This window comes from Phaeobacter sp. CECT 5382 (genome assembly GCF_001457775.1).
In the GTDB taxonomy this organism is placed as follows: domain Bacteria; phylum Pseudomonadota; class Alphaproteobacteria; order Rhodobacterales; family Rhodobacteraceae; genus Pseudophaeobacter.
Genome location: NZ_CYSG01000027.1, coordinates 1 through 14,634, shown reverse-complemented (window position 1 = coordinate 14,634; position 14,634 = coordinate 1). Strand labels below are relative to the sequence as shown.

At 56.9% G+C, this 14,634-nt stretch carries 19 protein-coding genes, 2 tRNA genes and 1 pseudogene; 4 read left to right on the top strand and 18 right to left on the bottom strand.

The features are described from left to right. Nucleotides 1-10: 10 nt before the first annotated feature. From PH5382_RS18245 to PH5382_RS18235, 3 genes and pseudogenes are all read right to left on the bottom strand, one after another. Entirely contained in the window at nucleotides 11-352 is a 342-nt protein-coding gene (locus PH5382_RS18245) for a hypothetical protein (RefSeq protein ID WP_058335820.1), read from the bottom strand. Nucleotides 353-1,313: 961 nt separating this feature from the next. Continuing rightward, nucleotides 1,314-1,640, bottom strand: a complete 327-nt coding sequence (locus tag PH5382_RS18240) for a hypothetical protein (protein ID WP_058335819.1) — start codon at nucleotides 1,638-1,640, stop codon at nucleotides 1,314-1,316. Nucleotides 1,641-2,063: 423 nt separating this feature from the next. Continuing rightward, a pseudogene (locus PH5382_RS18235) lies at nucleotides 2,064-2,923 on the bottom strand (IS3 family transposase); the annotation flags it as partial. Here PH5382_RS18235 and PH5382_RS18230 point away from each other — a divergent pair. Beyond that, nucleotides 2,907-3,353, top strand: a complete 447-nt coding sequence (locus PH5382_RS18230; protein ID WP_231751931.1) for a hypothetical protein — start codon at nucleotides 2,907-2,909, stop codon at nucleotides 3,351-3,353. The pseudogene PH5382_RS18235 and the gene PH5382_RS18230 sit on opposite strands and share 17 nt — an antisense overlap. Nucleotides 3,354-3,501: 148 nt before the next feature. Here PH5382_RS18230 and PH5382_RS18225 read toward each other — a convergent pair. The 10 genes from PH5382_RS18225 to PH5382_RS18180 all read right to left on the bottom strand — a co-directional run bounded on the left by PH5382_RS18225 (nucleotide 3,502) and on the right by PH5382_RS18180 (nucleotide 8,815). Further along, nucleotides 3,502-3,576, bottom strand: a tRNA-Phe gene (locus PH5382_RS18225). A gap of 81 nt (nucleotides 3,577-3,657) precedes the next feature. Then, complete coding sequence (locus PH5382_RS18220) at nucleotides 3,658-3,861, bottom strand: DNA gyrase inhibitor YacG (RefSeq protein ID WP_058335817.1); 204 nt, start codon at nucleotides 3,859-3,861, stop codon at nucleotides 3,658-3,660. Then, entirely contained in the window at nucleotides 3,858-4,880 is a 1,023-nt protein-coding gene (locus PH5382_RS18215; protein ID WP_058335816.1) for a ribonuclease E/G, read from the bottom strand. Before PH5382_RS18215 ends, PH5382_RS18220 begins: the two co-directional genes overlap by 4 nt. Beyond that, nucleotides 4,877-5,458: a Maf family protein gene (locus tag PH5382_RS18210; RefSeq protein ID WP_058335815.1), complete on the bottom strand. Its 582-nt coding sequence runs from the start codon at nucleotides 5,456-5,458 to the stop codon at nucleotides 4,877-4,879. The genes PH5382_RS18215 and PH5382_RS18210 overlap by 4 nt, the downstream gene beginning before the upstream one ends. Nucleotides 5,459-5,565: 107 nt before the next feature. Beyond that, complete coding sequence (infA, locus tag PH5382_RS18205) at nucleotides 5,566-5,784, bottom strand: translation initiation factor IF-1 (protein WP_005978431.1); 219 nt, start codon at nucleotides 5,782-5,784, stop codon at nucleotides 5,566-5,568. A gap of 85 nt (nucleotides 5,785-5,869) precedes the next feature. Continuing rightward, complete coding sequence (locus PH5382_RS18200; protein ID WP_058335837.1) at nucleotides 5,870-6,748, bottom strand: carbon-nitrogen hydrolase family protein; 879 nt, start codon at nucleotides 6,746-6,748, stop codon at nucleotides 5,870-5,872. A 116-nt stretch (nucleotides 6,749-6,864) separates the two neighbouring features. Then, complete coding sequence (locus PH5382_RS18195) at nucleotides 6,865-7,452, bottom strand: GNAT family N-acetyltransferase (RefSeq protein ID WP_058335814.1); 588 nt, start codon at nucleotides 7,450-7,452, stop codon at nucleotides 6,865-6,867. Continuing rightward, nucleotides 7,452-7,877 (bottom strand): ketosteroid isomerase-related protein, encoded by a 426-nt coding sequence (locus PH5382_RS18190; RefSeq protein WP_058335813.1) that lies wholly within the window; start codon nucleotides 7,875-7,877, stop codon nucleotides 7,452-7,454. The genes PH5382_RS18195 and PH5382_RS18190 overlap by 1 nt, the downstream gene beginning before the upstream one ends. Then, complete coding sequence (locus tag PH5382_RS18185; RefSeq protein ID WP_058335812.1) at nucleotides 7,874-8,332, bottom strand: arsenate-mycothiol transferase ArsC; 459 nt, start codon at nucleotides 8,330-8,332, stop codon at nucleotides 7,874-7,876. Before PH5382_RS18185 ends, PH5382_RS18190 begins: the two co-directional genes overlap by 4 nt. A gap of 3 nt (nucleotides 8,333-8,335) precedes the next feature. Then, nucleotides 8,336-8,815, bottom strand: coding sequence for a UPF0262 family protein (locus PH5382_RS18180; protein WP_058335811.1), 480 nt, complete (start codon nucleotides 8,813-8,815; stop codon nucleotides 8,336-8,338). Nucleotides 8,816-8,969: 154 nt separating this feature from the next. Here PH5382_RS18180 and PH5382_RS18175 point away from each other — a divergent pair, with 154 nt between their 5' ends. Further along, entirely contained in the window at nucleotides 8,970-10,205 is a 1,236-nt protein-coding gene (locus tag PH5382_RS18175; RefSeq protein ID WP_058335810.1) for a hypothetical protein, read from the top strand. Nucleotides 10,206-10,247: 42 nt separating this feature from the next. On the opposite strand, the gene hisD is transcribed toward PH5382_RS18175, so the two are convergent. From hisD to PH5382_RS19840, 5 genes are read right to left on the bottom strand one after another with little or no spacing between them, the layout of a single operon-like run. After that, on the bottom strand, nucleotides 10,248-11,549 hold the full coding sequence (gene hisD / locus PH5382_RS18170) for a histidinol dehydrogenase (RefSeq protein WP_058335809.1): 1,302 nt from the start codon (nucleotides 11,547-11,549) through the stop codon (nucleotides 10,248-10,250). A gap of 58 nt (nucleotides 11,550-11,607) precedes the next feature. Then, nucleotides 11,608-12,201, bottom strand: a complete 594-nt coding sequence (locus PH5382_RS18165; protein ID WP_156414965.1) for a GNAT family N-acetyltransferase — start codon at nucleotides 12,199-12,201, stop codon at nucleotides 11,608-11,610. Continuing rightward, a complete protein-coding gene (locus tag PH5382_RS18160) occupies nucleotides 12,161-12,637 on the bottom strand; it encodes a DUF2948 family protein (protein WP_058335808.1) in 477 nt (158 codons plus the stop codon). Before PH5382_RS18160 ends, PH5382_RS18165 begins: the two co-directional genes overlap by 41 nt. A gap of 2 nt (nucleotides 12,638-12,639) precedes the next feature. Beyond that, the gene (murA, locus tag PH5382_RS18155; protein ID WP_058335807.1) at nucleotides 12,640-13,908 is read right to left on the bottom strand and encodes a UDP-N-acetylglucosamine 1-carboxyvinyltransferase; all 1,269 of its coding nucleotides are present in this window, start codon (nucleotides 13,906-13,908) and stop codon (nucleotides 12,640-12,642) included. 6 nt (nucleotides 13,909-13,914) lie between these two features. Beyond that, nucleotides 13,915-14,070: a hypothetical protein gene (locus PH5382_RS19840; RefSeq protein WP_156414964.1), complete on the bottom strand. Its 156-nt coding sequence runs from the start codon at nucleotides 14,068-14,070 to the stop codon at nucleotides 13,915-13,917. Between the two features lie 84 nt (nucleotides 14,071-14,154). Here PH5382_RS19840 and PH5382_RS18150 point away from each other — a divergent pair. Both PH5382_RS18150 and PH5382_RS20215 read left to right on the top strand, forming a co-directional pair. Continuing rightward, a tRNA-Thr gene (locus tag PH5382_RS18150) sits at nucleotides 14,155-14,229 on the top strand. Between the two features lie 45 nt (nucleotides 14,230-14,274). Next, complete coding sequence (locus tag PH5382_RS20215; protein ID WP_231751930.1) at nucleotides 14,275-14,505, top strand: hypothetical protein; 231 nt, start codon at nucleotides 14,275-14,277, stop codon at nucleotides 14,503-14,505. The last annotated feature ends 129 nt before the right edge of the window (nucleotides 14,506-14,634 follow it).

The window sequence follows — 14,634 nt, the reverse complement described above, 5'->3', positions numbered from 1 at the left end:
TGTTCGGCTCCTATTGATTTTCAAGGGAATAGTTCGGGAAGTGCGAACCCCGACGGTCGAGCCGCGCACGGATATCGACCAGCGTCTCGAGAATGCGGTCTAACGTGGCATCCTGGACGCTGATCCGCTGTTCAACCTGCCGTAAACGCGGGTTGATGCTTTTCAGCTGGTCCTCGATCCGCTGGAAGTCATCCAGCGCAACGACCTGCCCCTCGAGACGGCTGATCGTCGCCTCGGTCACTGACATACGCGTGTTGAATTGCCCCCAAGCGAAAGCGAGGGACGTGAGGATTGTGGCTAGGTTCAGGATTGTGCCCAGAGAAAAACTCTTGGTGATAGTCGGTTGCGACATACAACTGCGCCGTCTTCGCTAACCGGCGGCACTCACACACGCCCGTAGGTTTGAGGTCAAAATCGCGGAATAGTTAGGGTTTTTCCTCTGGCGGTTTTGCCATCCTCACACCGCAGCTACTTGGGACTCTCCGGACGTCCGTCGAAGACGCAAGCTGGACAATCCGGCGCGGCAGCTAAGCGCAGGGAGCGACCTTTGCAAACTTCAACCATTTCTTCGAAGCTGACCTCCAAGCAGCGCCTGCTCTCAGATCTTAGCAATACGAAGGAGAGCTCTGATTCGCCTTACAACTTGAGCTCGATCAATCTATGATAGGAGCGCATGAAGTGATCGTTAATTTGTAAAGAGTTTTGCCGCACGAGAAGAGTTCTACCGGGCGGGGAATGTTGAGACAGATGATTGATAAGAAATGGGTGGCTAAGGAGTTGAAGCGTTTGAACGCTTAGATCCGCGAACTTCAGGATGTCTTGGATGAGATCGAGAAAATCGATCCGAGAACTGCACAAGTCAAGAAGTGGATAGCATCACGTAAGCAGCTTATTAAAGATCTCGAGCTGGAGAAAAAGTTCGTTACCGGAGCGTTGAAGTAATGGCTGTCTCGGCTTCAGTCGTGTGACTTCGCCATGGACATGGGTAGGTCAGCGTATAGGGTCTGTTTGAGGGGGTTTTGGGGGTTACCTATGCGCGATTTTCCGAAAATTCTATCCGGCGCATTCGGAGATGGACAAAAGAAAGTTGCGATACGCGTGAGATATCGATGTCGAGAATAACAGTAGTCCTACTAGCAATCATTGCAGCGCTATTTGCTACCATCTACTTTCAAAATCAGCTCTTCCAACAAGAGAAGAGGAGGTCGATTGCGTTAGCTGCAAATCTGAACTTACTAACGGTGCTTATCTCAGACCACAGAACTCTGTTCGCAAGAGCTGTCGAATCGTTAGATGATAGCACCTTTACATTCTCACCAATCGTGAACGACTATCCTTCGGGCACACAAGAATACATCCTGACTTTCGTGATATCCGATCAGGATAGACAGGATATCACGAAAGAGTACAGCAACAGCGTTATAAATCGATCTGGATACATGTGGCTCAAGGTCGATGCAGAAGGTCGAATTATCGATATCGAACCATTCTCTAAGCCATAACGTACTGGTCCCATCATCCGGCACACCGGCCAATTGCTTTTCGACAGCAGCTATGAACTTCTGACGACGCTGGGCAAACGGCTGGATCGCTTTCGGCTTCTCTGCCGCTTCTAGTTTGAACTGTTTCTCAAGTGCCATTGGGGTCTCCTTTGTTATCCCAATGGCGTCCTTTGAGTCATGCAGAGAGGGCAACGCGCTTTTGATAGGTATGCTCTGGAAAAACCAAGAGCGGGCACAGAACCGAACTGGAACCATAGTCTGCTAGGCGGGACAAAACGTCATTTCGCTGCGCTTGCACCAATGCCTGCTATCCCGCCTTGTTTGTTTGCGATTGAAGCCTGTGCAAGCGTTGAATAAATTCTTCAGGTGGACATCAAGTTGTGCGATCAAATTACTCAAGGGAGTTTTTTTGGCAACCCGAGACGAACAAAATTGAAAGTGTGCGTCGGCAGAGTTTTTGGGTCCAAAGGTGACCTAAACTAAGAGAGAGTTTGGCTCATCTGTTTGGTTTGATTATGCTGCGTGCTGGCGGTGATGCAAGCGTCGCGCTTCGAGTGTCTTTCATTTGATCCTTTCGCGTTGCTTTAGAATGGTTTTGTCACGCCCGAAGTAGACATCAGCGGGTGTGACGTTGTTGATGCTCTCGTGGTAGCGCTGATGATTGTAGTGATCGACGAAGGCTTCGATCTGGGCCTCAAGATCACCCGGCAGGAAGTAGTTTTCCAGCAAGATCCGGTTCTTTAAGGTCTGGTGCCAGCGCTCGATCTTACCTTGGGTTTGCGGATGATATGGCGCACCGCGCGAGTGCTTCATGCCTTTGTCCTTCAACCTTCTGACAGATCCCCTGAGACGTAACTGGAGCCGTTGTCGCTGAGCAGACGTGGCTTGTGGACGACATGGATCTGGTCACAGCCGGAGACCTGCAAGGCCAGATCGAGGGTATCTGTCACATCCTCAGCTCGCATGTTCGTGCAGAGCTTCCATGAGACGATGTAGCGGCTGTAGTCGTCGAGGACCGTGCTGAGATAGAACCAGCCCAATACCTTGATGTAGGTGAAGTCTGTTTGCCAAAGCTGGTTGATCGCAGTTGTTTTGTCTTTGAACTCGTTCGCCGCCTTAAGCACGATGAACGCAGGACTGGTGATCAGATCATGGGCCTTCAGTGTCCGGTACACCGTGGATTCCGAGACAAAATAACGCTCCTGATCAGTGAAGGTCACCGCCAACTCGCGCGGTGACAGTTCCGTCTCCTGCAAGGCGAAGTCGACAACCTTGCGCTTCACCTCGTCGAGCACCTGGTTCCAGACGTGTTTTGGCTTGGGAGATTGATCCTGCAATCCGGCCTCACCGCGCTGAAGGTACCGGTCGTACCAACGATAGAACGTGGTGCGCGGAATGCCGAGCTTGGCCAGCGTCACGCGGGCCTACGCCGAGCAAATGAGCAAGGGTATTGCCGGGTATGTCCTGGCCATCCACGACCAGCATGGCAACGACACCCAAAACCCGCACGCCCATTTCGTGTTCTTCGATGTTCAGCAGAAAACCGGCGGGCGCGGCAGGCCCAAAACCGTTCTGTTTGTCCATGGTTGCTACTGGCACCGCCATCCCGGGTGCCGGAAAGCCACCACTCCTTCCAGTAACGTCGAATTCTGGACAGAGAAATTCCGTCAGAACATCGAAAGAGATGCCCGCAACATTCACGACCTTCAAGAGGCCGGATGGCGCGTAGGTATCGTTTGGGAGTGCGCCATCGGGCGAGAGCCACCGTTCGGGCTGATCAGAAAACTGGAAGAGTTCATTAAGAGCGGCAGCCCGCCCGGATGGATTTTGATTGACGAGCGACATCCTTAGATGTCGGCTCACCAAAATCAGAGCGTGTGCAGCAAAATGTGGAGCAAATTGTGGAGTAAAACAGGACACCTCACACCACGCCACCAATAGAGCACCAAAAATTATTGTTCAAAAACAACATCATGGCTCATTCATTCTTGATGCAAAGTGGTGCCCGGGGGCGGAATCGAACCACCGACACGAGGATTTTCAATCCACTGCTCTACCCCTGAGCTACCCGGGCACGGGAAAGGCTGTTCGCCTTGGGTGTGGGCCTTCTATGATGTCCACGCGGCGGTGTCCAGAGGCTTTTTCAAAGAAAATACTAGTGTTGAACAGAAGAGATCCCAGGCGTAGAAGCTTCGGTTTTTTGCGCTTCTTCCAACGCGTTTTCAATGTCTTCCGGGGCAGTGCTTGGGATCGCATAGCTGCCGTTCAACCATTTTGCCAGATCCTGGTCGGCGCAGCGTTTGGAGCAAAAGGGGCGAAACTTCTGCTCAGTGATGCCGTTGCAAATGGGGCAACTCATGACAGCACCTCTGCAAGGGGCACCCGGCCACGTTTTCGCTGCAATTCGAAATGGCCAAGGTTAGTCCAGCCCAGCATGGTTGTCTCTTCGCTATCGACACGCAGGGCTGCCCGCAGCGCGCTTTCAAAGGTACTGCGATCCTTTTTTGGCATTGGCGCGAGATCAATCACAACCTGACCCGCAAAACCACGCAGGCGCAGAGCGCGCGGAAGGGCCTTGGCACAGGCGATATTGGCCTTGAGGCCGGCGGCAAGCGAGGTGTCGCTACCGGTATTCACATCGACGCAGATCATTGCGCGGGTCGGCTCGATAAAGAGAAAGCCGCCACCGGGAAGCGGGGCACGGATTGACAGTGCTGCATCCAGGGCATCGAGCACGCCGTGGTGTTCAAAATCGCCCTCTTCGCGCAACACCTCCGCAGGTTCCGACCACTCGCGCCAGGCGCGCAGATGGGGCCCGTCTCCTTCGGTCAGCACTTCGATATCCCCTTCGGATTCCGAAAGAATCTGGGCCGCCAGATCGGACATGGCGGCGATGTCTTCTGCCACCTCGTCAGCATCTGCACCGGCACAGGCCGACCGCAGGATCATGCCATGACCTGCCCCTTCGAGAACACCATGGGCGATTTCAAGCAGCCGGTCGCGTTCTTCTTCGTTGCGGATGGCGCGGGAAATATTCAACCCGGGTGCGCCGGGTGTGGCTATGGCATAGCGGCTTTTGAACAAAAGCTTTTGCGTGACAGGAATGGCCTTGCCCTCTTCGGCGTAGCCGGTGACCTGCACCAAAAGCATCTGCCCCGGTGCCAATCCTTTGACCTGACGCAGGAAGGCCGGCCCGTCTGGAGTGGTAAGGAACATGCCACCCTGACCTTTGACTGCACGGTCTGCACGGGCGCGATAGATGGTGCCCGGCAGAGGGGCGTCGCCATCGATCAGGAAATCTTCGAGTTTGCCATCGACCATAAGGGCGGCGGCTTCATGGCCCTGAACATGGTCCAGAATGATTGAACGGCCCTTCATGCGGCGGCCTCCTTGTACAGTTTGCAGCCTGCGGCTTGCAGCAGATGTGCGGTCTCTGCCAGTGGCAGCCCGACGATGCCGGTAAATGAACCGCTGATCCAGGGAATAAAGGCCCCAGCCGGGCCCTGAATGGCATAGGCGCCGGCCTTTCCCTGCCAGTCATTCGTCGCCAGATAAGCGTTCAACTCTTCGTCCGAGAGCCGCTTCATCTTGACCTGGCTGACCACCGACCTCTCCCAGAGGCGGTCGCCACAGCGCACGGCTACGGCGGTGATTACCTGATGGCGGCGCCCGGCCAGGGCCAGCAGGAATTCGGCTGCTTCACCGGCATTTTCTGGCTTTCCCAAAATACGGCGGCCGAGGGCAACAGTGGTATCAGCACAGAGCACCACATCGTCGGCTTCGGCGGGCACTGCAGCGACCTTTTCGCGTGTGACACGGGTGCAGTAGGCGCGCGGCAATTCTCGCTTGAGCGGGGTTTCATCGATATCGGGTGGGCGCACATCATCCGGAGTTATGCCCAGCTGTGCCAGAAGCTCCAGCCTGCGCGGGCTGCCCGATCCCAGAATGAATGCCATCTTCGGCTCTCCCCTAAATCCTTGCGCCCTGTCCTAATTGGAACGCGGAATAAACAAAAGCCCGGCACAAAAGAGCCGGGCTTTGGTTCAGTTGGCGGATCACAAGCTTACTTGAAGCGATAGTTGATCCGGCCCTTGGTCAGGTCATAGGGGGTCATTTCCACCTGTACCTTGTCGCCAGCCAGAACACGGATGCGGTTCTTGCGCATCTTGCCTGCCGTATGTGCGATGATCTCATGGCCGTTTTCCAGCTCGACCCGAAACGTCGCATTCGGCAGGAGTTCCTTCACGACACCGGGAAATTCGAGCGTATCTTCCTTGGCCATGTTGTCTCCATCTTTGGATTACCCCGCTGAGTCTGCGGGAACTGGCACTAAATGGGCCCATTTTCCCAATATTTCAAGGGCGCAATCACCGCTTGAGAAGGATTCTCGAGGTTTTTCCCCTTTCCTCCTGCTCCGGCCAGTGGCTGCGATTGCGCACCACGCCTGCGGCACGCACATCAGCGATGGTTTTCAGGTCGACCTCTGCCAGAGTCCAGCCGGGCTGGTTCAGACGTCCTTCGGCCAGAACACCCGTGGATGGAAAGCCGGTATCGGGCGGGCCGAAGATGCCGCCCATGCCGACATTGGTTTCCACCGAAGTCGACCAAGGGGCCGAACCCACAACAGAGGATTGCGCTGTGACGCATTGCATTTCCAGTGCGCGTGACATGGCACCGATCCGCACCCGCCAGTATCCTGCCAGCGCTTCGGTACAGGACGGCACCAGAATGACATCGGCCTCTTGGAGGGCGCGGCCCAGCAGCGGGAACTCACTATCATAGCAGATCAATATGCCAATCTTGCCAAGGGCCGTATCAAACAGCTTCAGCGGGCAACCCGCGCCAATTTGCCAGGGATCCCGTTCAAACATGGTCATGATCTGTTTGTCTTGATGATCCCTCGCACCGCAGGGCGCATAGAATTCGGCGCGGTTCACGGGCAGATCGTAGTCAGCCTTGACCGGGGCAGAAGCCCCCAGAATATGGACATTATGCGCGGCGGCCAGTTTCAGATGCAGGGCTGCCGCATCCTCCATCCGCTCGGAAACCACGGTGATGGAGGTTTGAAGGTCAGCGGCGGCCTCGGCCCCGGCCAGGGTCGCAAGCTCCATCGCGCCGTATTCTGGAAACACCAGAAGATCAGCGCCCTGTCCGGCGGCATCCTCAACCCAGGCGGCCAGTTTATCTTCGTACTGGGCCCAGCTGTCGAGCCAGTCGAGCGGATAAGCAGCGGTTGCAATTTTCATGAGGCCAATATCCCGGATCATATTTTGTTTGCGGTTGAAAAAGCCAGAGCACCGGCCAAATGGCAACTGCTCCGGTGCGTCGCGTGTGGTTTTTCCGGCGGGCTATCCGGGGGGGGCTATAAGTCGCGTATCCAAAATTGCAGTGGCTTGCTGCTTTCTGCGGCCTCGCCAAGATCTTTCCAGGAAAAATGCGCCACAGCGCCCTGTAGCGGAGCATAGCCGCGCTTGTGCCAGAAGGGATCCAGCGCGGCGTAGTCCAGTGGGCGCTGCGGATGGGTTTGAGGCCGCAGCACACTGCAAAAGGCGGCTTTTCGAAACCCTAGCTGGCGAGCATGAGCCTCGCGCAAATCAAAGAAGCTGTGTCCCAGGCCCTGACCACGATACTGCGGCAACAAAACTGATTCGGCGCAGTAGAAGACATCTTCCAGACCAATATCATGACCTGCAAAAGCGGCGGCAAAATCCTCGGCATGATCTGCCAGTGGCGCACCTGTTGCGGCCCCGACCAGCCTATCTGCGTCAAAGGCCCCAACGACAATGGCACGGTCGCTGTCGCGATAGCTTTGCAGGTAGGCCTGCTCATAGGCGAGATCGCCATCATAGAGATAGGGAAAGGCACGAAAGACTTCTATCCGCAGGCGGGCCACATCGGGTAGGGCTGCCACCAAAGCCTGATCTGTCAGCACTGCAAGCTGTAGTGCCATCAGTCTGTATCCGCGACCCCAGTTACCTGCGCCATCCAATCGGCAAGGTTGTAATAGGTGGTGACGCGGGAGATCTTGCCGTCCTGAAGCTCAAAGAAGGATCCTCCGGGCAGGCGGTAGGTCTGTCCATTGGCTGCGGGCAGGCCCTCGTCTGTTGCCAGATAAGTGCCATTGACGATGAATTCGGCGGCCGCGCGATTGCCGTCTGCAGTGCCGAACAGCACCAGATCTGTCAGCTCTTCCTTGTAACACCGGCTCATATGGGCGCAGAACTCTGCAAAGTTCGCCTTGCCCCGGCGGATCTCACCTTCATTGACGTGATGGGCAACATCATTGCTCACGCAGTCAAGCATGGACGCTGTGTCGCCTGCGTTGAAGGCTGCAAAATAGCGGGCAATGATCTCGGTAGCACTGAGCTCGGTCATAGGCTCTCCGTTGGTTCTCCCCAGCGGGCAATCAGCTGCTGGATGATCTGGTCGCGGGTCTGTCTATAACTGTCTAGCTTGGCTTCGCGGCTCTCCCCTAGCCCAGTAGGGTCCATTATTGGCCAGTATTCGACATCGAGGTGAAAAAAACGCGTGAGATCCAGGGCGCGCCGCTGGCTCGCTGGCGACAGCGCTACCACCAGGTCGAACGAGGACAGATCATCGCCCCATTGTTCCATCTCGTCGAAAGAGCGCGACCGGTGGCGAGAGAGTTCCACGTCGACCTCTTGGCAAACCGCGATGCAAAAGCCGTCGATCTCCAGGTCGTTCTTGACGCCGACGGATTGTACATAGGTGCCGGTGCCATAGAATTTCTTCATGATCCCCTCGGCCATGGGCGAGCGGACCGCGTTGTGGTCACAGCAGAACAGTATAGACTGCGGCAACTCGCTCACGCATCAGCCTCCGAAATGCAGCACACAGATCAGCGTAAAAAGGCGGCGGGCGGTGTCTGTATCGACCTCTGCCTTGCCTTCAAGACGCTCTTGCAGCACCCGACTGCCTTCGTTGTGAATGCCGCGCCGCGCCATATCGATGGTTTCGATCTGGCTGGGCGGCAGGGTTTTGACGGCCGAAAAATAGCTCTCGCAAATCTGGTAGTAGTCCTTCACCACCTGCCGGAAGGGCGAGAGCGAAAGGTGGAATTCCGCAGCCTTCTGTCCGGCTTCGGTTTCCAGATCAAATACCAGCCGCTTGTCCCGGATCGCCAACCCAAGATGATAGGGGCCATCCACAACCGGACGTCCTTCGCGGGCGGGCAGCGAGAAAGAATTTTCCTCGATCAGGTCATAGATCGCCACCTTGCGTTCCTGCTCGATCTCCGCGGTTGGCGGGGGCAGGTTGCGGTCGTCCAACTCGATTTGACTGATGCGGCTCATGGCTTTGATCTCTATCCTCAGACTTCCTCACATCCCTAGCTCAAGACGCCTGGCGGGGCAATCGGCAGCAGAGCACGCGACAGTAAAGCGCTTCGACAACCGAGCACCCTGTGGTAGCACTAGGCACATTCCAACAGATTTTTGGTGAAGCCCGATGTCAAAACGCGCGATTATTCTGGTGCCTGGGTTCGGAAAGCGAGAACAACTGGAAGCGCGCGGTCGTTTGGTCGAATCATTGACGCATTACAGTGACGGCTATGTCACGGAAACGGCGAAGGGCAGCGATACTGCCGACAGCAACTCGGTAGTTATCAAGGCCACGGCACGGGATGGCACGCAGCCCGATCTCGAGGTGCATGTCTTTGAGGCCTATTGGGGCGATCTGATTCCAGACTGGGATCAGGAATCCCCTTGGGCACGTGCCAAACGCGGGTTTGCCCTGATCCTGTATTGGGCTTTTGGTGGCCTGGGGCGGGCTCTGTTGCGGCGCGAACTTCCCGCGCGCACCATGGGAGTCATGGCGGCAGCAGGGCTGTTGCTTTTGCTCTGGTATCTTCTGGCCCTGACCGTGTTGTTTCAGGCCCTTGGCCCGGAGGTTGCAGATGTCGCCAAAACCACCACAGAGCAGGTAGGCCAGCCTACTGGCGTGCCTGGATGGCTGACCGCCGTTCTCCCCGATGGGTGGTTAACCCCGGAACGGATCGCCTCATTTGGCAATCTGAATCAGCTGCCGGTGATCGCATTTCTCATAGGTCTGATCGGCATTGGTCACATCGAAAAGGTCGCCAATGTTGCCGCCTTTACTAAAGCCTACCTAAAAGATGAGGCGCTGGGGGATGCCAGTGTTGGCCTGCGCGCCAAGGCGCGCCACCGAGTTCTGCCGGTGCTGGATCAGGTCTACGCCAGTGATCAGAATTTCGACGAGGTCTATGTTGTGGCGCATTCGCTCGGCGGGGCCGTAGCCATTGACGCACTGGCCGAATGCGGCGCTGAACTCGCCCGAACCACGCTGTTTACCTGGGGGTCGGCAATCGGCGTCATGGTGCAGCAGGAGCCCCTGATCGAGGCGGAGATCCGAAAATTCTACCACAGCCCGACCCGGATCAGAAACTGGGTTGATGTTGTCGTGCCCGGAGATTTTATGGGCAGCAAGGTGCCGATCCCCAAGGCCGAAGGAACGTATGAAGCCCTGCCGCAGCTGTTTCCGAAGACCCAGATGCCACCCAAACCCAGGGGCATGATGTTACAGCTGAATGCACAACATGAGTATTACTACCGCTGTGAGGCTGCAATCTTGATGCTGCTGAACAGCGCCGACAACCTGCCGCAACCGGTTGCCTTGGCGGGTGCGGTGGATGGGTTGCCGGATCTTGCAGCCCCGGCACCCTAGGCGGGCGGACAATTCGTCATGCCATTCCTCGGCGGCGCAGTTTTAGTCGTTCAGCGCATCAAGCCGCGCGGTGACCGAAAGACCATGCGCTTCAAGGCTTTCGCTTTGCGCCAGCACTTCTGCGGCGGGGCCTATGGCGCGCAGGGCTTCAGGTGTCATCTGGCTCAGCGTGGTGCGTTTGACAAAATCCATAACGGACAGGCCGGATGAGAACCGCGCCGAACGCGCTGTCGGCAGCACGTGGTTGGGGCCACCCACGTAGTCGCCAATGGCCTCGGGCGTGTACTGGCCCAGAAAGATCGCCCCGGCGTGGATGGTTTTCTCGCTCAGGGCCACAGGGTCGGCAACGCAGAGCTCCAGATGTTCGGGGGCGATCCGATTTGACAGCGCGGCCGCCTCGTCCAGATCCTGCACGGTGATCACCGCCCCAAAATCGCGCCAACTGGCGGCTGCGATGGCGCGGCGGTCCAGTGTTTCCAGGCGCTTGTCGACGGCTGCGGCCACGGCGCGGCCAAAATCTGCGTCATCAGTGATCAGCAGCGACTGCGCACTTTCGTCATGCTCGGCTTGGCTCATCAGATCGAGCGCGATCCAGTCGGGGGTGTTATCCTTATCGGCGATCACCAGAATTTCCGAAGGGCCCGCGATCATGTCGATGCCGACCTTGCCAAAGACCCGGCGTTTGGCTGCCGCGACAAAGGCATTGCCGGGACCGGTGATCTTGTCCACCGGTGCAATCGTTTCGGTGCCATAGGCGAGGGCGGCAACCGCCTGGGCGCCACCAATGCGATAAATCTCATCGACACCGGAAAGACGAGCGGCCAGCAGGACCAGCGGATTGATCGCCCCATCGGGCGTCGGCACGGTGATGGCGAGGCGCTCCACCCCGGCGACCTTGGCCGGAATGGCATTCATCAGCACCGAGGACGGATAGGAGGCGAGCCCTCCCGGAACATAGAGCCCGGCCGCCGAAACCGCAGACCAGCGCCAGCCCAATGTGGCCCCAGAGGCGTCGGTCCACTGGGCGTCTTCGGGCATTTGGCGGCTGTGGTAGGCCCGGATCCGTTCTGCTGCCAACTCCAGTGCTGCGCGTTCTTCGCTGGAGACGGCTTCGATGGCCGCGTCGACCTCTGCGGCAGAAATTGCCAGCTGTTCGGCCGAGAGTTCGAGGCGGTCAAATTTCGCTGTTAGCTCTATCAGCGCTGCGTCGCCGCGTGCGCGGACATCTGCGATGATCGCGGCCACAGTGGCATCAACATCCGGGCTGTCCTCGCGCTTGGCGCTCAGAAGTGCGGCAAAGGCGGTTTCGAAATCAGCATCTGATGTATCAAGAAAAACGGGCATGTCGGCTCTCTCCGGCTGTTGTTGTCGACATATCGCCCAGCGGGCGCTGCCACAAGCACTAGCCGGCAGGCTGCAGCAATTTGCGCATCGGCTGGCCCGGCAAACCAAAACAATTGGTCGCCGGTCCTGAACGGCTCCAGCCCTGTGATTGATAGAAGCTTAGCGCTGATCTGGTAGCAGTCAGATGTATCTGGCGATGTCCCGCTTGCCAAAGTTGCGCCTCTAAAGCTTGCAACAAGACGCGGCCCAAACCATGCCCCACCGCGTCGGGTGCCACATAGAGCAAGGAAATGCCGCCATTCGCTTGCGCCAGCCCCACGGCGCTGATCCGACCATTCCAGTCACAAACTGACAAAATGCTACCGGATTCGATCCACAGGCGGATATCTTCAGGCGATTTATTCGCGATCCACTCTGCAAGCATGTCCGGGTCATTCCCGTGATCCGCCTGACAAAGCTGAGTAATGGACTCGATCAGAACCCTACTGATATCAAAGACATCAAAAACAGTCGCGTCACGAACCAGGCTATCTGTTGCCCTTTTCGTTGGCGAAAACACCTGTGAAATGCCGCGCTTGTTTTGAATGGCATGCCCTCCGGTTGGCCTGATCTCAGGTGTCGTGACCGGGAACCTGTTTAGACGGTGCAACATAGGGGCGGGTTACGTCCCGCAGCGATAATTGAACCGCCTCGACCTTTAGTCTGATGGCTCCGTCACCGGCTAGGGTCAGGACGATGTAGCCACTGCCGTCTTCTTCAGGCTCAAAGCTGATCGACAGCAGCGACAGAACGATATCCTTGTCTTTGCGGTCAACGCCCTGAGAGGCGACACCTAGAACTGTATCGACGACCAGCAAGGACTGGACCCGCTCATAGGCGCGCCCGCGCTTCTCGGCGCTGGGCTGGTCTTCCCAGCGAAACCGGTTGAGCAGCAGCGCAAAGCGCCGTTCTGCGGCCCGCCAACTCATCTCGTTGGCTGGAAAGACCGCATCTTGTACCAAGGTGGAGATCACCGTCAGATCCTCGGCGCATTCGGCTCCAAGGTTCAAAGGGGTTTCGCGACCATCATCAAAGCTTGCATCCACCATGGCTATTCCCCTTTGATCCGTTCAATTTTGGCACCAACACCAGAGAACTTGCGTACAACGTGCTCATACCCGCGGTCCAGGTGATAGACCCGGCTCACCACGGTTTCGCCCTCGGCGGCAAGGCCCGCTAGGATCAGCGACACAGAGGCGCGCAAATCGGTTGCCATCACCCGCGCGCCTTTCAGGCGATCAACACCTGTTACGGTGGCGGTGCCGCCGTGCACATCGATTTGCGCGCCCATGCGGATCAGTTCTGGCGCATGCATGAAGCGGTTTTCAAAAATTTTCTCTTCGAGCACGCTGGTGCCATCCGCCGTACACATCAGTGCCATCATCTGCGCCTGCAGGTCGGTGGGAAAGCCCGGAAAGGGCTCGGTGGTGACATTGACAGCCTTCACGCGATCACCGCGCCGTTTCACTTTCAGGCCTGCTTTGGTTTCGGTAACATCAATTCCGGCCTCGTCCAGCTTTTCGACAAAAGCCCCGACCAGATCCAGACGGCCGCCCAGAAGCTCCACCTCGCCACCGCAGATCGCAGGTGCCAGCATATAGGTGCCCAGCTCGATCCGATCCGTAACCACCGGGTGCGTTGCCCCATGCAGCCGGTCGACACCTTCGATAGTGATCGCCGTGGTGCCGGCCCCCTCGATATGAGCACCCATTTTTTTCAGACACTCTGCCAGATCGACGATTTCAGGTTCGCGCGCGGCGTTTTTGATCACCGTGGTGCCCTTGGCCAGGGTCGCGGCCATCATGATGTTTTCTGTGGCTCCTACCGAAGCAAAGGCAAGCTCGATCACCGCACCTTTGAGCCCGCGCGGCGCCTTGGCATGTAGATAGCCTTCTTTCAGCTCTATCTCAGCGCCCAGTGCCTCAAGCCCGTGAATATGCAGATCCATCGGGCGCGCGCCGATGGCGCAGCCGCCCGGCAGCGAGACGACAGCCTGACCCAGACGTGCCAACATCGGCCCCAAAACCAAATTGGAGGCGCGCATTTTGCGCACGATGTCATAGTCGGCAACATGGTTGTCGATGTTGTGGCTGGAGAGCGCCTGCACCTGACCATCTTGAAGGCCCGAAACCTCGGCCCCAAGAGATTGTAGCAGCTCTGTCATCGTTTTGATGTCACTCAGGCGCGGCGCGTTGGTCAGTGTCAGTGGCTCTTCGCTGAGCAGGGTTGCGGGCATCAGAGCGAGGCAGGCATTCTTGGCCCCCGCAATCGGGATTTGGCCATTTAGAGGACCGCTGCCTGTTACCAATATCGAATCCATCCGCCACTACCTTTCCGACTCTTCAGTCGTTGTCTCTTGTTTCACTGCACGTGCCTTGGCCTGCGCCTTGCGGCGGGCCATATTCGCCTTCAGCGACGCCTTCAACCGATCCTCACGAGAGGTCGCGCCCTGGCCTGATTTCTGTGTTTTTTTCTCCGCCATATTTCTTCTGTAACTTAGTGTGAAAAAAGCGTCCAGAAGCTCTTGCGCCCTCCAGCGTTTATCCCTAAAAGCCCCTTCACCGACGCTGCTGTAGCTCAGAGGTAGAGCACTCCCTTGGTAAGGGAGAGGTCGAGAGTTCGATTCTCTCCAGCAGCACCATATCGCTTTTTGGCTCCAAAAACTTCCCTAAGTACTTGAAAGGGAATGAAAAATTCGGTGTTTCATACACCCCATTTTGACTGTATCGAAGAGGCTCCGCAAAGGCCAGTCGAAGCACAGTCTGGCGCATGGCGAAATCTCCATTTTTCCAAATATTCCAAGGGCTTGATAGAAACTTCAATGAGAGTTCAATACAATCCTCTAGCCGTCCCTTCGGCGGAACGGATTTCGCTATTTTTTCTTGAAGCACCAATTTTTCACGCTCAAGCTTATTGATCCGTGTTTCATAGGCGCTCACCACTGTAGTGCTGTTTGGCTTTGTTGCACAAATCGGGTGAGGGATTCATTTCGTGAATCCAGCATGGTAGCTGGAGTATATGAGCAGTTGGGCCCCTACGAAGTACA

Excerpts from the sequence above, each read along its gene's own strand:
- PH5382_RS18195 (WP_058335814.1), bottom strand. The coding sequence starts at position 7,452 with ATGGCACTACAGCTTGCAGTGCTGACAGATCAGGCTTTGGTGGCAGCC.
- PH5382_RS18215 (WP_058335816.1), bottom strand. The coding sequence starts at position 4,880 with ATGAAGGGCCGTTCAATCATTCTGGACCATGTTCAGGGCCATGAAGCC.
- PH5382_RS20215 (WP_231751930.1), top strand. The coding sequence starts at position 14,275 with ATGAAAAATTCGGTGTTTCATACACCCCATTTTGACTGTATCGAAGAG.
- PH5382_RS18190 (WP_058335813.1), bottom strand. The coding sequence starts at position 7,877 with ATGACCGAGCTCAGTGCTACCGAGATCATTGCCCGCTATTTTGCAGCC.
- hisD (WP_058335809.1), bottom strand. The coding sequence starts at position 11,549 with ATGCCCGTTTTTCTTGATACATCAGATGCTGATTTCGAAACCGCCTTT.
- PH5382_RS19840 (WP_156414964.1), bottom strand. The coding sequence starts at position 14,070 with ATGGCGGAGAAAAAAACACAGAAATCAGGCCAGGGCGCGACCTCTCGT.
- PH5382_RS18240 (WP_058335819.1), bottom strand. The coding sequence starts at position 1,640 with ATGGCACTTGAGAAACAGTTCAAACTAGAAGCGGCAGAGAAGCCGAAA.
- PH5382_RS18160 (WP_058335808.1), bottom strand. The coding sequence starts at position 12,637 with ATGGTGGATGCAAGCTTTGATGATGGTCGCGAAACCCCTTTGAACCTT.
- PH5382_RS18220 (WP_058335817.1), bottom strand. The coding sequence starts at position 3,861 with ATGAGTTGCCCCATTTGCAACGGCATCACTGAGCAGAAGTTTCGCCCC.
- PH5382_RS18165 (WP_156414965.1), bottom strand. The coding sequence starts at position 12,201 with ATGTTGCACCGTCTAAACAGGTTCCCGGTCACGACACCTGAGATCAGG.
- PH5382_RS18245 (WP_058335820.1), bottom strand. The coding sequence starts at position 352 with ATGTCGCAACCGACTATCACCAAGAGTTTTTCTCTGGGCACAATCCTG.
- PH5382_RS18180 (WP_058335811.1), bottom strand. The coding sequence starts at position 8,815 with ATGAGCCGCATCAGTCAAATCGAGTTGGACGACCGCAACCTGCCCCCG.
- infA (WP_005978431.1), bottom strand. The coding sequence starts at position 5,784 with ATGGCCAAGGAAGATACGCTCGAATTTCCCGGTGTCGTGAAGGAACTC.
- PH5382_RS18175 (WP_058335810.1), top strand. The coding sequence starts at position 8,970 with ATGTCAAAACGCGCGATTATTCTGGTGCCTGGGTTCGGAAAGCGAGAA.
- PH5382_RS18210 (WP_058335815.1), bottom strand. The coding sequence starts at position 5,458 with ATGGCATTCATTCTGGGATCGGGCAGCCCGCGCAGGCTGGAGCTTCTG.
- murA (WP_058335807.1), bottom strand. The coding sequence starts at position 13,908 with ATGGATTCGATATTGGTAACAGGCAGCGGTCCTCTAAATGGCCAAATC.
- PH5382_RS18200 (WP_058335837.1), bottom strand. The coding sequence starts at position 6,748 with ATGAAAATTGCAACCGCTGCTTATCCGCTCGACTGGCTCGACAGCTGG.